The sequence below is a fragment of the Candidatus Methylomicrobium oryzae genome, assembly GCF_016745425.1.
Taxonomy (GTDB): Bacteria; Pseudomonadota; Gammaproteobacteria; order Methylococcales; family Methylomonadaceae; genus Methylomicrobium; species Methylomicrobium oryzae.
In genome coordinates, this window is the sequence record NZ_JAERVK010000012.1 from 96,865 (window position 1) to 110,654 (window position 13,790).

Annotated in this window: 11 protein-coding genes; 9 read left to right on the forward strand and 2 right to left on the reverse strand. The window is 58.3% G+C overall.

All coding sequences use genetic code 11. From position 1 onward, the window contains the following. Positions 1–54 precede the first annotated feature (54 nt). Positions 55–1,461 (reverse strand): hypothetical protein, encoded by a 1,407-nt coding sequence (locus JJL52_RS14275; protein ID WP_202053161.1) that lies wholly within the window; start codon positions 1,459–1,461, stop codon positions 55–57. Between the two features lie 509 nt (positions 1,462–1,970). On the opposite strand from JJL52_RS14275, the gene JJL52_RS14280 reads away from it, so the two are divergent. The 9 genes from JJL52_RS14280 (at position 1,971) to JJL52_RS14320 (ending at position 12,693) form a co-directional block, all read left to right on the forward strand. Next, a complete protein-coding gene (locus JJL52_RS14280; protein ID WP_236994264.1) occupies positions 1,971–2,711 on the forward strand; it encodes a class I SAM-dependent methyltransferase in 741 nt (246 codons plus the stop codon). A 509-nt stretch (positions 2,712–3,220) separates the two neighbouring features. Next, positions 3,221–4,399 (forward strand): acetyltransferase domain-containing protein, encoded by a 1,179-nt coding sequence (locus tag JJL52_RS14285; protein ID WP_202053163.1) that lies wholly within the window; start codon positions 3,221–3,223, stop codon positions 4,397–4,399. A 464-nt stretch (positions 4,400–4,863) separates the two neighbouring features. Then, positions 4,864–6,210, forward strand: a complete 1,347-nt coding sequence (locus JJL52_RS14290) for a cytochrome C (RefSeq protein WP_236994265.1) — start codon at positions 4,864–4,866, stop codon at positions 6,208–6,210. A 216-nt stretch (positions 6,211–6,426) separates the two neighbouring features. Next, positions 6,427–7,209, forward strand: a complete 783-nt coding sequence (locus JJL52_RS14295) for an Aq_1264-related membrane protein (protein ID WP_202053164.1) — start codon at positions 6,427–6,429, stop codon at positions 7,207–7,209. A 187-nt stretch (positions 7,210–7,396) separates the two neighbouring features. After that, positions 7,397–8,359 (forward strand): cytochrome c oxidase subunit II, encoded by a 963-nt coding sequence (locus tag JJL52_RS14300; protein ID WP_236994266.1) that lies wholly within the window; start codon positions 7,397–7,399, stop codon positions 8,357–8,359. 11 nt (positions 8,360–8,370) lie between these two features. Then, entirely contained in the window at positions 8,371–10,365 is a 1,995-nt protein-coding gene (gene ctaD / locus JJL52_RS14305; RefSeq protein ID WP_202053166.1) for a cytochrome c oxidase subunit I, read from the forward strand. Then, positions 10,358–10,960 (forward strand): cytochrome c oxidase subunit 3, encoded by a 603-nt coding sequence (locus JJL52_RS14310; protein WP_202053167.1) that lies wholly within the window; start codon positions 10,358–10,360, stop codon positions 10,958–10,960. The genes ctaD and JJL52_RS14310 overlap by 8 nt, the downstream gene beginning before the upstream one ends. A 9-nt stretch (positions 10,961–10,969) precedes the next feature. Beyond that, positions 10,970–11,410: a hypothetical protein gene (locus JJL52_RS14315; protein WP_202053168.1), complete on the forward strand. Its 441-nt coding sequence runs from the start codon at positions 10,970–10,972 to the stop codon at positions 11,408–11,410. Beyond that, positions 11,392–12,693, forward strand: a complete 1,302-nt coding sequence (locus JJL52_RS14320; protein WP_336885077.1) for a c-type cytochrome — start codon at positions 11,392–11,394, stop codon at positions 12,691–12,693. The genes JJL52_RS14315 and JJL52_RS14320 overlap by 19 nt, the downstream gene beginning before the upstream one ends. 28 nt (positions 12,694–12,721) lie before the next feature. Here JJL52_RS14320 and JJL52_RS14325 read toward each other — a convergent pair whose 3' ends face one another. Next, on the reverse strand, positions 12,722–13,567 hold the full coding sequence (locus JJL52_RS14325; protein ID WP_202053169.1) for a pirin family protein: 846 nt from the start codon (positions 13,565–13,567) through the stop codon (positions 12,722–12,724). Positions 13,568–13,790: the final 223 nt, after the last annotated feature.

Consider the following 13,790-nt stretch of genomic DNA (forward strand, 5'->3'; position numbering starts at 1 on the left):
GGCCCGCCATGCAGATCAACTTCCCCGAAAAAGCGAAGGCCGGTTCCATTACCTTTATCCTTTGGCCATTCCGAACAGATTTTTGATTTTTTTCATCTGGCTTTTCGCGGAATCGGGCTCAGCGGCATCCGGAGATACCGGCACAGCCTGTTCAGCCGCACGGGATTCGACGGGCTCTGCTTTCGCCTCGGCGGCTTTCTGCCTGGACAATCCCAGCAGGCTCTTCATTTTACCCAACGGCTCCTGCGCGGAGCCGGCCGAAGGCTGCGGTTGCGACTGCGGCTCGGGCCGGATTTCGGGCGGAATTTCCGCCGCGGAGTAACGGGTTGCCTCGGCTCTTTCGACGGGCGCGCCGGATTCCGATTTAGATTCCGGTTGGGACTTGCCGAACAGGCCCTTCAATTTGCCGGCGAACCCGGCTCCCTGCCCCTTGGAGGCAGCGTCTTCCGCCTTTGGCGGAACGGCTATTTCCGGCTGGTAATCCCAGTCCGGCAGCACGATCGCTTGCGGCTGATCCTGCACCCCTGCCGCCTGCTCGATCGCCGCCGGAGTCGGGATCACGGCGGCTTCGGCTGCCTTAGGCCGGGGAGCCGGGGCAAATGCCGCGGGCTCCGCAGGCGCCCGGGGAATGATCGCTTCGACCGGCGCGGGCGCAGCCGCTTGGACCGGCTCGGGATGCATTTCCGGCAGACCCGGCTCGGCTTCCGCAACGGGCTCAGGATGAATTGGCGCCGGCGCCGGTTCGGCTCCCTGGCGGGTTTCTACCGCTTTTTGCAGCCGGCCCAGTTCGGCTTCCGCCGCCGCCAGCTTTTCCGCCAGCTGTTGCCGTTGTTTTTCCGTATCGTTCCACTCCAGGCGCTGCCGTTCGAGTTCCGTGAGCCGCGCCGATTGGGCGGTATGTTTTTCGAGAATTTCGGCGACCTGCTGTTCCAGGCCGGTGATCTGAAGCGCTTTCTCGGTCAGCGTATTCTGCAGATTATCGACGGCCGCTTCTTTTTCGGCGCGCCGCTCCTTCTCGGCTTGATAGGATTGCTGCAGCTCGGCTTTGGCCTGCCGCTCGGCGCGCAAAGCGTTCGCCAGTTGGGTAACCACCCTGTCATGCTGCTGCCACAGCTCCTCGGACGCCAGATCTTCGCTGACCGCGGGCAAAGGCTGTTCGCCCACATCGAAACCGGCCGCCAGCGTCTGAACCGTGCCGGAAATCTGCTGATTGCGCAACACGAGGCGCTCCTGCAGGCCGGCGGCCTGTTGCTGCGTCATCGAAAGCTGGCCCGCCAGCTCGGCGCGCGCCTTCTCGCCGGCGGCCGCCCTTCTTTTGAGCGGCGCCCTCCTGATCATGCCGACGATGGAGGCCAGCAGCGCGGTGGCGAGTACCAAGGCCGCGGCAAACAACGGGTTGCCGAGCGCAAGTTGTGCCCACTCCAGCAAAGTGGCTTTTACGACGGGTAAGAATTCTTGCATAATTATTTCCTCATTCAAAAGAGTGTTCATGTGCAGCGGATTGGGGCATTTATTTTTTATTCTTGGACGCCCGCACACGTGTAAGTATCCGTCCGGACAGACAAACTATCGAAACACCGTGCCCGCTTCCCTGCTCCCCGGATTCGCGATTCCAGCTATATTCGGCCTCAGGATTTTCAGGGCGTCCGAAGCGCACCGATCAGCAGAGTTTTTCGACAACCTTTCGTTCCGACAGTCATTTGGCGATCTCCCTTGCATTTATCGTTATTCGTCGAGATCGCGGCATTCGTATTCGTCATCATTTCATCAATAGCCCTCCCCGAACGTTGCCAGCCGCCCTGTATACCACACCTTCACGGCATGCTTCAATGATTCCGGATTTTTCTCTGCGCGGGCGGATACTGAAGGACTTGCCGAAAGCGGGCCAAATGCGCCGGCGCCGCCTGCGCCCGTTTGACAACGGCTTGCTTGTCCAGTAATTTCCCTCATTTTGTAACTTAATGAATACGATGAATCCGAAACACGCCGCAGAGCTTTTATTCGAGGGACCGCTTGCGGAAGAATACGGGATGCTGGCGGTGATTTGCCCGCCCGCGGCGGAAATAAGCCGCCGGGTAGGCGAATACGTCGGCGGCTGGGCGCCGCCTTACCCTGCGGCCTCGCTGAATCTGCTCGAAATCGGCTCGGGCACCGGCATCACTACCGCCTGCCTGCTGGCCAGCCGTCAGGATACCCTTATCGAAAGCGTCGATAATGCACCCGCGATGCAGACTCAGGCGCGGCATAACCTGACTGCGGCGCTGGCCGCAAAACGGCTGCGGCTGATCGAGCGCGATGCGCTGTCGCACTTGCGGGAAATGCCGGATGCCTCGATTGATGTCGTCGCCAGCGCATACACGCTGCACAATTTTTTGCACGGCTACCGGCAAAACGTGCTGAAAGAAATCCTGCGCGTACTGAAGCCCGGCGGCCTGTTCGTGAACGGCGACCGTTACGCGCTCGACGATGCGGCCGAGCATCTCAAAAGCACTCAGGAAGAGGTCAGGCATTATTTCCGGGTGTTTACCGAACTCAAGAGGCCGGATCTACTGGAGCAATGGGTCATCCATCTGTTCAGCGACGAGTCCGAAGAGCACATCATGCGCCTGAAGCCTGCGCTGGACATGATGGCCGACACCGGTTTCGCAAACACGCGCCTGCATTTTCGGAACGGCGTGAATGCGCTGGTCAGTGCGGTCAAACCGGCATGATCCGGCCGAGAGCCCTCTCCCGGCCAAAACGCCTTGTTTGACCGTCCCGAGAACTCGGGGCGAACGCTTTTTTGAAACAGGCGAGTTATAATCGGCGAAATTCAATACGGATTAAGAGCTAAAGGCTGTTACGCTGTGAAAGCAGCCTAATAAAATCCCCCCTGCCCCCCTTTTTCAAAGGGGGGGAAAGCGGCAGCATTGTCAAACGTTATTGGTTGTCGATGTGGTCAATGCTCCCCCTTTTTCAAAGGCGGAAAGCGGCATTGTCAAAGGGGCGAGGGCAGGCGTCGCTTCAACAATGGCCAAAACGGCATTCCCCCTTTGACCAAAACGGATATCCCCTTTTTGAAAAGAGAGCGAGTACGTTGGAGACATCCCCCCCCTTTGAAAAAGGGGGCAGGGGGGATTTGCTCTGTATATAATTGATGGGAGCTGACGCAGCGCTTAATCCGCATTTTAATGCCACGGAAGGTTTGCCTTTTTGCTCCGCTGATTGAAAGGTCCTCCGAATGAAGCCTACACTGCAACGCCTGGAATCGATCGACATGATGCGCGGACTTGTGATGGTTCTGATGGCGCTGGACCATACCCGCGATTATTTCTCGAACGCGATGTTCAATCCGGTCGATCTGAGCCGGACCGATGCCGCCTATTTTTTGACGCGCTGGATCACGCATCTGTGTGCGCCCACCTTCATGCTGCTGGCCGGCGCCGGCGCGTTTTTATCGACGTCCCGCAAAAATCTGACGCAAAGGCACCTTTCCGCTTATCTGGCCAGCCGCGGGTTATGGCTGATCGTATTGGAATTGACGCTGGTGCGTTTCGGCTGGACGTTCAACTGGGATTACAGTTACGCGCTCGGCCAGGTGATCTGGGCGCTGGGCTGGTCGATGCTGGCGCTGGCCGCGCTGGTTTTTCTGCCGCGCCGGGCCATTGCGCTGTTCGCGGTACTGCTGATCGCCGGCCATAATGCCTTCGACGGGATCCATGCCGGCAATAGCCCCCTTCCCCGCTGGCTGTGGATACTCCTGCACGAACCGGGCACCTTCGAATTCTGGCCCGGCCGTTCCTTCGATTCGCTTTATCCGCTGATTCCCTGGATCGGCGTGATGGCGGCGGGCTATTGCCTGGGACCGCTGTTTCTCGAACCGAACAGGAAACCCGTGCTGTTCCGCCTGGGCCTTTTATGTCTCGCCTTGTTTCTATCGCTGCGCCTCGGCAACTTCTACGGCGACCCCCATGCCTGGGCGCCGCAAAAAAATGCGCTGTTTACGCTGTTTTCGATCCTCAATTTCGAAAAATACCCGCCCTCGCTGTTGTATTTACTGGTAACGGCAGGTCTGATGTTTATCGGACTGTCGCTCTTCGAAGGGCTAAAGCTGGAACTCATCCGGCGCCCGTTGCTGACCGTCGGCAAGGCGCCGTTATTTTTTTACCTGCTGCACATCTATCTGATCCATGGCGCGGCGCTGGCCGTCACCCGCTACCGGCAACTGCCAATTAACTGGCTGATGACCGGTTCCGCCGCAACGCCGTACCCCGAGATTCCGTCCCCCGAATTCGGCTACGACTTGCCGGTGGTTTACGGGGTCTGGCTGGCAGTGCTGTTGCTGCTGTATCCCTGCTGTTATGCTTTCGTCCGAATCAAACGCCGGTACCCGCATCTTGTCTGGCTGAGCTACCTATAGAATCGAAAACCGCCCTCTTCCTCCGGTTCATTCGAGCCGCCACACGCTATCCGGCAAACGGTGTATATCGCCCCTGCTTCCGGTTTATATAAACCGCCGCCCCATCGCCTCATCCCAAATCCCTTGCTTTTCGCAGGGAAAATAACTGTTTTAACAAAAGCTTATATTAACTCACTAACGGCCCAAAACTTGGCATTATTTTTGGATTAGTGCGAGAACCGATGGGTTTGTCGACGGAGAGGGATGGTACATCCATGTTTGGCTTACCGTCGGTGCTGCCGCGATGACGGAAGCGAAATTTCCTCGATCGGCCGGAAAGCGGTTAGCGCTCCAATGCCTTGTCGCGATTTTCCGATCCACTTCCTCATCGCTTTTATTGTTCATTGAAAAAAACATACAAAAATAATGGGGGACTTATGGTTGAAATAACCGGATTACCGGAGGGAAGCTTCGGTTTCGATAAAATGAAATCTCTATTTCTGACGGGATTATTTTGGACCGCACTCTCGCTCTTCATGATGGATGAAGCCGCGGCGGTGCCCAGTTTTGCGCGCCAAACCGGAATCTCGTGCTCGGGCTGTCATACCCAGTCGTTCGGCCCGAATCTGACTCCGCTGGGGCGTAGTTTCAAACTGGGCGGCTATACGATGAGTACCGGTTCGGATTCCAATGCCAAACTGCCGCCGATCAGCGCGATGATCGTCGGCTCGTTCACGCATCTCGACAACAAACTGCCCGAAGCACCGGCCCCCGGCTACAACACGAACAACAACGGGTCTTTCGACGAGGCCAGCCTGTTCTATGCGGGCAAGGTGTACTCCAAACTGGGCGCCTTCGTCCAGTTGACCTACAACGGCATCGAAGACATTCTCGAACTGGACAACACCGATATCCGGCTGGCGGACCGGACGCAATTGGGCAACCACGACTTCGTTTACGGGGTATCGTTCAACAACAGCCCGACCGTACAGGATCTGTGGAATACCACCCCGGTGTGGGGCTATCCCTACGCTTCGTCCGAGCTGACCAATACGCCCGGCGCCTCCACCCTGATCGAAGGCGGCTTGGCGCAAAACGCGGGCGGCGCGACGGCCTATATGATGTGGAACGATTTGCTCTATCTGGAAGCGGGCGCCTATGCTTCCTTTTCGACGCAATTTCAGCGCAATGTCGGCATTTCGGAATCCGCGACCGCGGATAAAATCGACGGCGGCGCGCCTTACTGGCGGATCGCTCTGCAGCATCAGCTTGGCGGGCATTACTTTTCCGTCGGAACCTTCGGTTTGCGCGCGAATATCGTGCCCGGACGCGACCACTCCCTGGGCCTGAACGAATATTCGGACCTGGGCGTCGATGCGAACTATCAATTTCTGGGTTCCGCGAAACATATCTTCGAATACAAGGCCTCCTATATTCGCGAAGATCAAAAGTTCGGTTCCGGATTTTTGCTGGGCGGCAACGCCGCAAATACGAACAACCGGCTGTTTTCGCTGCATTCGAACGCTTCCTATACCTACGATCAAACCTACAGCGTCAATTTGGGCTATTTCCGGACGACCGGCTCGTACGACCCGCTGCTTTACGCGGACAATATCGCCCGCAAACCCAACAGCGAAGGTTTCATCGCCGAATTGGATTATGTGCCTTTCGGGAAGTCCGACTCGCCCTTGGCGCCGTGGCTGAACCTGCGTTTCGCCTTGCAGTACACCGCTTACACCAAGTTCGACGGCTCGCAGTCCAATTATGACGGCTCGACAAGAAACGCGAGCAGCAACAACACCCTGTTCCTGAACGGCTGGCTGATCTTTTAGAGTATTTTCGGTTCGAATGTACGGCCTTGGTAGGAGCAAATAAACTCGCCCTTACATGGGATATGAAAATACTCTAATCCCGCCTCTCGCTCCCGTTCCGCCCGAATCTTTCGAGGCGGAGCGGAGCGTCTGAAAACACAGCTCCGAACGCCTCGGCCACCCCGCCCGCACACACGCAGCAATTCCACATTTTCTTTATATTTTGGAGATCCCTCAATGGCAGAATCATACCGCAACCGTTCCGAAAGCGACCGACGCTCAGGGAACTATCGCCGCTTCAGGGATATTTCGGTCAGCGAACGCATCCTGAATACCGCTTTCCTGCTGACGGTGGGAATCGGCTATCTGGTCGCGCTGGCGAACATGTATTACACCCATCAGGGACGCGACGGCAAGGCCGGCTTATCGATCGACGACGTGATGGTCGCATATCACGGATCGCACAATCAAACCCGCCTCGGCTCAGCGATCAAAGGCATCATGGAGCCGAATTTGAAATACAAGAGCGATAAGGACGTCATTCTGCAATGGATACATAACGGCGCCGAAGAACCGGAATACCAGGAACGGATCGCGCCGATCCTGAACCGCGACTGCATCACCTGCCATACGCCTGCGATCAACCCTTCCTTGCCGGATTTGACCCAATACGCGGGCGTGGCCCAGGTCGCCCATTCCGGCGGCGCGACCCTGCCGTTCCTGATCCGGGTTTCCCACATCCATTTGTTCGGGATTGCGTTCATTCTGTACTTTATCGGCAAGATTTTCCTGCTGTGCGACATGAACGTGATCGTCAAACGGATCGCGGTGGTAATTCCGTTCGCCGCGATGCTGCTCGATGTAATGTCGTGGTTCGTCACCAAATCGTTCCCGGAATTTGCTTACGTGGTTGTAGCCAGCGGCGCCTTGATGGGTGTCTCGATGGGCATGCAGATTCTGGTCAGCATTTGGCAAATGTGGTTTTATTCGACGAAAACGATCGAACCGGAAGCCACCTGAGACCGAAAAGCGAGTTTCGGATTTCATTTTTGGAAAACATTTAAAAATTCGCGGTCCAACTTGTGATTTTAACGAATTTAAAATGCGGTTGGCGCCAATGCACGATTCAGGATCCGAATATCGACATTGCACCGCGGGCGGGAACGCTTTTTTTCCGCTTGCCTTTGGGAGTATGCCGGACACGGCGATGAAGGCGGAAACCGAAGCCGCTCCGCTGAACTATTTCCTGCACAGCTACGGCCCGGCTTCCCTGCCCACCATGCACCTCGGATGGGTGTTTACGGCTGTCGTTATGATAGTTTTGTTGATCATCGCGCTGCTGCTGGCGGGTGCCCTGTTTCGAAAACGCACGCCTGCGGCGGCGCAGGCGATCGGCCGCGAAAACGAGGGCATGCGCTGGATCTACATCGGCACCGGCCTGTCCACCGCGGCACTGTTCGCGCTTGCGGTGTATATGCTGATCACGCTGAATCAGGTCGCCCAACCTGCGCAACCGCCGGCATTGACAGTCACGGTTACCGCTTACGATTGGTGGTGGAAAATCGAATACGACGATGACGACCCTGCCCGCCGTGTTGTCACCGCAAACGAAATCCATATTCCCGTCGGCCGGCCCGTACTGGTCAAGCTGCAAAGCGCCGATGTGATTCATGCGTTTTGGGCCCCGCTGCTGGCCGGCAAAACCCAAATGATTCCCGGCCTGCTCAATCGGCAATGGCTCCAGGCCGACGCCGAAGGCATCTATCGCGGGCAATGCGTGCAGTACTGCGGCCTGCAGCATGCGCATATGGGATTCGAGATCGTGGCACAACGTCCGGAGGCCTTCCGAGCATGGCAGGACGCCCAGCGCAAAGCGGCCGCACCCGCTTCAGAGCCCAATGCCGCCGCCGGGCAGAAGTTTTTCATCGAACAGTGCGCCGGCTGCCATTCGGTGCGCGGCACTGATGCGGCGGGCAAGCATGCACCCGATTTGACGCATTTGAACTCCCGCCGAATGCTGGCGGCGGGGTTATTGACCAACACGCCCGAACACCGGATCGAATGGACTACCCGTGTCCAGGATCTCAAGCCGGGCGCCCGCATGCCCGCTTTCGCGCTGACGCCCGGCGAAACCGCCGCATTATCGGCATTTTTATCGACCCTCGATTAGGAGCGCTGTCTATGAAGGATGCAGTTGAAACGCCGTCCGATCGCACACTCGCACGCATCCCCGAAGTCGGCAGTGCGCCGATCGGCTCGGACGCGGAAAGACATCTCTCCGAACTGTGGGAATCGGCGCCCGGCTGGCGCGGCTGGCTGTCGACGGTCGACCATAAAGAAATCGGCCTGCGCTACCTGGTCACTTCGTTCATTTTTTTGCTGATCGGCGGCGGCGAAGCGCTGATCATGCGCGTGCAGCTCGCAGGGCCGGACCGGCACCTGTTGACCCCGGAGCAGTACAACCAGCTCTTCACGATGCACGGGATCACGATGATTTTCCTGTATGCGCTGCCGGTGCTGTCCGGGTTTTCCAATTACCTGTGGCCGCTGATGCTGGGCTCGCGCGACATGGCGTTTCCGCGCCTGAATGCGCTCTCCTATTGGCTGTTCCTGTTTGCCGGCCTCTTTCTCTACGCCAGCTTTCCGTTGGGCGAAGGGCCAAATTCCGGCTGGTTCAACTATGTGCCGCTGGCCGGCCTGGAATACAACACCGGCCCGAATATCGACGTGTATGCGCTCGGCATGGTACTGCTCGGCATCTCGACGACCGTCGGCGCGGTCAATTTCATCGTCACGCTGTTCAGGATGCGGGCGCCCGGCATGTCGATCGACAAGGTGCCGATCCTGGTCTGGGGCACCCTGACGGCTTCGGTCGCCAACATATTCGCGGTGCCTTCGGTCAGCCTCGCCTTTTTCCTGTTATGGCTGGACCGGCGTAACGGCACGCATTTCTTCGATCCATTGAACGACGGCAAGCCGATGCTCTGGCAGCACCTGTTCTGGATGTTCGGCCATCCCTGGGTCTACGTGATCGTGCTGCCGGCGATGGGGATCGTTTCGGACGCGCTGCCGACGTTCTGCCGGCGCCCGCTGGTCGGCTATGCGGCGGTGGCGTTGTCGACGATGGCGACGATGCTGCTCGGTTTCGGTGTGTGGATCCATCACATGTTCGCGACCGGCCTGCCGGCGCTGGCGATCTCGTTTTTCGGCGCGACCAGTTTGGCGATTTCGATCCCCAGCGCGGTCGCGGTATTTGCCTGGATCGCGACGATCTGGCTCGGGCGCCCGGTATTCCAGACGCCGTTTCTGTTTTTTGCCGGATTCGTCCTCCTGTTCGTGATGGGCGGCCTTTCCGGCGTGATGACGGCGGCGGTGCCGCTGGACCTACAGTTGAACGATACCTATTTCGTGGTGGCGCATCTGCATTACGTGTTGCTCGGCATCAACGTGTTTCCGGTGGTCGGCGGCATCTATTATTGGTTTCCGAAATTCTGCGGCCGGATGATGAACGAAACTTTGGGAAAATGGAGTTTCTGGGTCCTGTTCATCGGCTTCAATCTCGGCTTCTTCCCGATGCACGTGGCAGGTCTTTTGGGCATGCCGCGGCGGATCTATACCTATGCCCCGAACATGGGCTGGAACTCCGTCAACCTGGTCACTTCGATCGGCTCGTTCGTGTTTGCGGCCGGCATTTTGATCTTTTTGTCCAACATCGCCTTCAGCTTGAAACGCGGCGCCTTGGCGCCGCAGAACCCGTGGGACGCGCCTACCCTGGAATGGGCTGTGCCTGCTCCGCCGCCGCCTTACAATTTTGCGGTGATTCCGTTTATCGCCAGCCGGCATCCGTTATGGGAGGACCGGCTCGATACCGCGGAAGGCCGTTCGAACCTTCAGGAAGGCTATTTATTGATGGAGGGACGGGAAACGCTCGGCACGACGGCGCTCGACGCCGTACCGGACGTGATTCTGAAAATGCCGGACGACACCTATGCGCCGTTTTTCCTGGCGTTGTTCGGTTCTTTGGGATTTGCGGGGCTGCTGCTGGACTGGAACCGATTTACTTTTCTGATGACGGCCGCCGCCGGCCTGTCGCTGGCCGCCTGGATGTGGCCCAGGCAAAAGCTGGTCCAACGGTTGCCGGGCGTTAACGGGGTAACGGAGGCCGGCCGTGGCTGAGGCGCTGGCGGCGTCGGAAAAACCGCTGCCGATCGGCAGTGCGGGTAAGCATTCGGGCGGCTGGTGGGGCGTGATGGCATTGATCGCAACCGAAGGTTCGCTGTTCGGCTATCTGCTGTTCTCTTACTTCTATCTGGCGTCTCAAGCCGAACAGCATTGGCCGCCGGAAGGTTTGCCAAGGCTCTTGATGCCGGGGATCAATACCGCCCTTTTGCTAACCAGCAGCGTCTTCGTCTGGGCGAGCGAGCGCTGTTTGCGATTCGGGCAGCCACGCCTGAGCCTGGCGGCGATGGCCGCCGCGTCGCTGCTCGGTGCAGCCTTCGTGGCAATCCAACTGGGCGAATGGCACAGCAAACCCTACGGCCCGTCAGCGAATCTGTACGGCTCGCTGTATTTCACAATCACCGGCTTTCACCTGCTGCACGTGGTGATAGGGCTCGTTATTCTGGCGCTGCTCCTGATCTGGATCGCGCTCGGTTATTTCGATCACCGGCGCCATGCCGCGGTCACGATCGGGGGCCTGTACTGGCACTTTGTCGATGCGGTCTGGCTGTTCGTGTTTTCCGCCTTATATCTCTTTCCGTATCTGGGTTAGTCAAAGACTATGAATCCGATATCCGAATTGGAAGTTCCGGCTTGCCGGCAGAACAGATTGAGCCCAGTGCGTATCTTGCTGGGTTTGTTCGGTGCACCGGCCGCCTGGACGGCGCAGATCGGGCTGAGCGAGCCGCTGGCCGCTTATGCCTGTTACCCCTACCGGACGCCGCTGTCCGCACCGCTTTGGGAAGGGTTGCCCTGGCTGCTCGCGGCGATCAATATGGCCTGTATCGGCCTGGCGTTGTTCTCGGGAGGCATGGGCTGGAGCGCGTGGCGGCAGGCAGGCCGCCGGCCGGTCGGAGCCGGCGGACTGCCTGCCGGATCGAGTAAAGAGCGGAATCGCTTTTTGGCGATGCTCGGCCTGATGTCGAGTTTTATCTTCATCGCGGCAGTCATTTTCAATGCCTGCGCGTTATTGCTGGTGCCGCTGTGCGGCTCGCCGCCGTGATGGGCCGGTTATTCGAAGCCCTCTTCGCCGCCGGCGCGGCCCTGTTCATCGGACTGGCGGCGATACCTCAAGCCGGGGCGGCGGACATGAGCCGGGGCGCCTACCTGGCCAAAGCGGGCGACTGTATTCCCTGCCACACGGCCGGGCCGGAGGCGGTGCCGTACGCCGGCGGACTGCCGATCGAATCCCCTTTCGGGATCATTTATTCGACCAATATCACGCCGGACCCGGTCCACGGCATCGGCCGGTACACCTTGGATGACTTCGCGCGCGCGGTACGCGACGGGATCGCCAAAGACGGCAGACGGCTCTACCCTGCGATGCCTTACGCATCGTTTACTGCGATTACCGATGAAGACATCCGTGCGCTTTACGATTATTTCATGCATGAAGTCAGCCCGGTCAGCCATGCGCCGCCGGAAACCCGGCTGCCTTTCCCGTTTAACCAGCGCGTCGGCCTGTTTTTCTGGGATTTGGCTTTCGTCGATCACGCCCGCTTCCAACCGAATGAAAAACGGAGCGCGGAGTGGAACCGCGGCGCCTATTTGGTGCAGTCGCTCGGCCATTGCGGCGCTTGCCATACGCCGCGCGGGTTCGCCTTCCAGGAAAAAGCCTATTCGGAAGCCTCGCCGCACTATTTGAGCGGCGCCGTAATCAACCACTGGTATGCGGCGAACCTGAGGGGCGATCCTGCCTCCGGGCTCGGACGCTGGCAGGCGGCGGACATTGTGAAATTTCTTCAGGTCGGGCATGGCGGAGGCGCGATGGCGTTCGGCAGCATGACCGACGTGGTCGAAAACAGCATGCAATATCTGCGCGACGACGACTTGAAAGCGATCGCCCTTTATTTAAAGTCGCTTCCCGCCGGCGGCGAAGACGCCTCGTTCCGGCCTGAAGGACCGGATGTCGCGGTCAAGCTCGCGGCATTGCAAAGCGGTGAGGTCGAACAGCCGGGGGCGGGCCTTTATGCGTCATTCTGCGCCAAATGCCATCGGCTCACCGGAGAGGGAAAACCCGGCCGGTCTCCGAAACTGGCCGGAAATTCGATCGTGCTGGCCGACAATCCGACTTCGCTGATTCGGCTGCTGCTCGAAGGCGCCGCGCCGCCGAAAACCGGGGCAAATCCGAAACCGCACAAAATGCCGGGGTTCGCCGCGAAATTCACTGACAGTCAAGTTGCCGAAGTGTTGAGCTTTATCCGCAATAGTTGGGGTAATGACGCTTCTCCGGTCACGACTCGTCAGGTGGCGATGTTGCGCCGCGCGTTGCGGAAAAAGCCCTGATAAGCTTTTGCGAAGCTTATTATCCCGGTTATCGGTAATTGAAATCCGCCATCGCCTGCCGGATTTCCTCCTGGGTATTCATTACGAACGGCCCGTAACCCGCGATCGGTTCGTCGATCGGCTCCCCGTTCATCACCAGCAGCATCGAATCCGTAACCGCGTTCAGTTCGATACGGTCGCCCCGGCTTTCGAAAAAAGCCAATTCCGCCTCGTTCAGCATGGCGTCGCGGTTGATTTCCACCCGTCCGTGCAACGCCAGCAGTAGGGTGGTGTAATTTTCGGGCAGGCTGAGAGCGAGGTTCTGTCCGGCCGACAGTCTGATATCCCATAAATTGACCGGCGTGTAAGTATCGGCCGGGCCTTTTATGCCCTGATAGCTGCCGGCAATCACCCTGATCATGCTGCCTTTTTCGTCCAGCCTGACTTCCGGGATTTGCGCCTTCGCAATCGCCTGATAATGCGGATCTACTTGCTTGTATTTGGCGGGCAAATTCACCCAAAGCTGTATCGCTTCAAAAGTGCCCCCCTGCCGGGTAAACGCAGCCGAGTGCATTTCTTCATGCCTCAGTCCCTTTGCCGCGGTCATCCACTGCACATCTCCGGGGCCGATTAAACCGCCGTTGCCTGCGGTGTCGCGGTGTTCGACTGCGCCCTGGTACAGGATCGTGACCGTTTCGAAACCGCGATGCGGATGGAATCCCACCCCTCTGGGCCTGGACGCGGGAGGAAATTCGGCGGGACCGGCATAGTCCAGCAGCAAAAACGGGCTAACCTCGGCGTCGGGCGTCGCATAGGAAAACAAGGTGCGGACAGGGAACCCGTCGCCGACCCAATGAAATTGACCTTCGTGTACGATTCGATATAGTGGTTTCATCGGTTTGATCCCGGCCGGAGAAAGTCAGGGCTTAAAAGCTATCGGAATGAGCATCAATAAATTTCACGACCTTTTATTGGATCGGCCAGCGGCTCGGTAGGTTCCGAAACGCCAATGGATGCTTTATTGAGGCCAAATTAATCGGAAAACCGGTAGTTATACGAATTGCATGCCCAAAATAAAGCGATACAGTAACGAAATGGGATTGTTTTTTAATTACTCA

What these genes read in the sequence shown, in the direction of transcription:
- JJL52_RS14275 (WP_202053161.1), bottom strand. Translation starts at nt 1,461, where the DNA reads ATGCAAGAATTCTTACCCGTCGTAAAAGCCACTTTGCTGGAGTGGGCA.
- JJL52_RS14280 (WP_236994264.1), top strand. Translation starts at nt 1,971, where the DNA reads ATGAATCCGAAACACGCCGCAGAGCTTTTATTCGAGGGACCGCTTGCG.
- JJL52_RS14285 (WP_202053163.1), top strand. Translation starts at nt 3,221, where the DNA reads ATGAAGCCTACACTGCAACGCCTGGAATCGATCGACATGATGCGCGGA.
- JJL52_RS14290 (WP_236994265.1), top strand. Translation starts at nt 4,864, where the DNA reads ATGAAATCTCTATTTCTGACGGGATTATTTTGGACCGCACTCTCGCTC.
- JJL52_RS14295 (WP_202053164.1), top strand. Translation starts at nt 6,427, where the DNA reads ATGGCAGAATCATACCGCAACCGTTCCGAAAGCGACCGACGCTCAGGG.
- JJL52_RS14300 (WP_236994266.1), top strand. Translation starts at nt 7,397, where the DNA reads ATGAAGGCGGAAACCGAAGCCGCTCCGCTGAACTATTTCCTGCACAGC.
- ctaD (WP_202053166.1), top strand. Translation starts at nt 8,371, where the DNA reads ATGAAGGATGCAGTTGAAACGCCGTCCGATCGCACACTCGCACGCATC.
- JJL52_RS14315 (WP_202053168.1), top strand. Translation starts at nt 10,970, where the DNA reads ATGAATCCGATATCCGAATTGGAAGTTCCGGCTTGCCGGCAGAACAGA.
- JJL52_RS14325 (WP_202053169.1), bottom strand. Translation starts at nt 13,567, where the DNA reads ATGAAACCACTATATCGAATCGTACACGAAGGTCAATTTCATTGGGTC.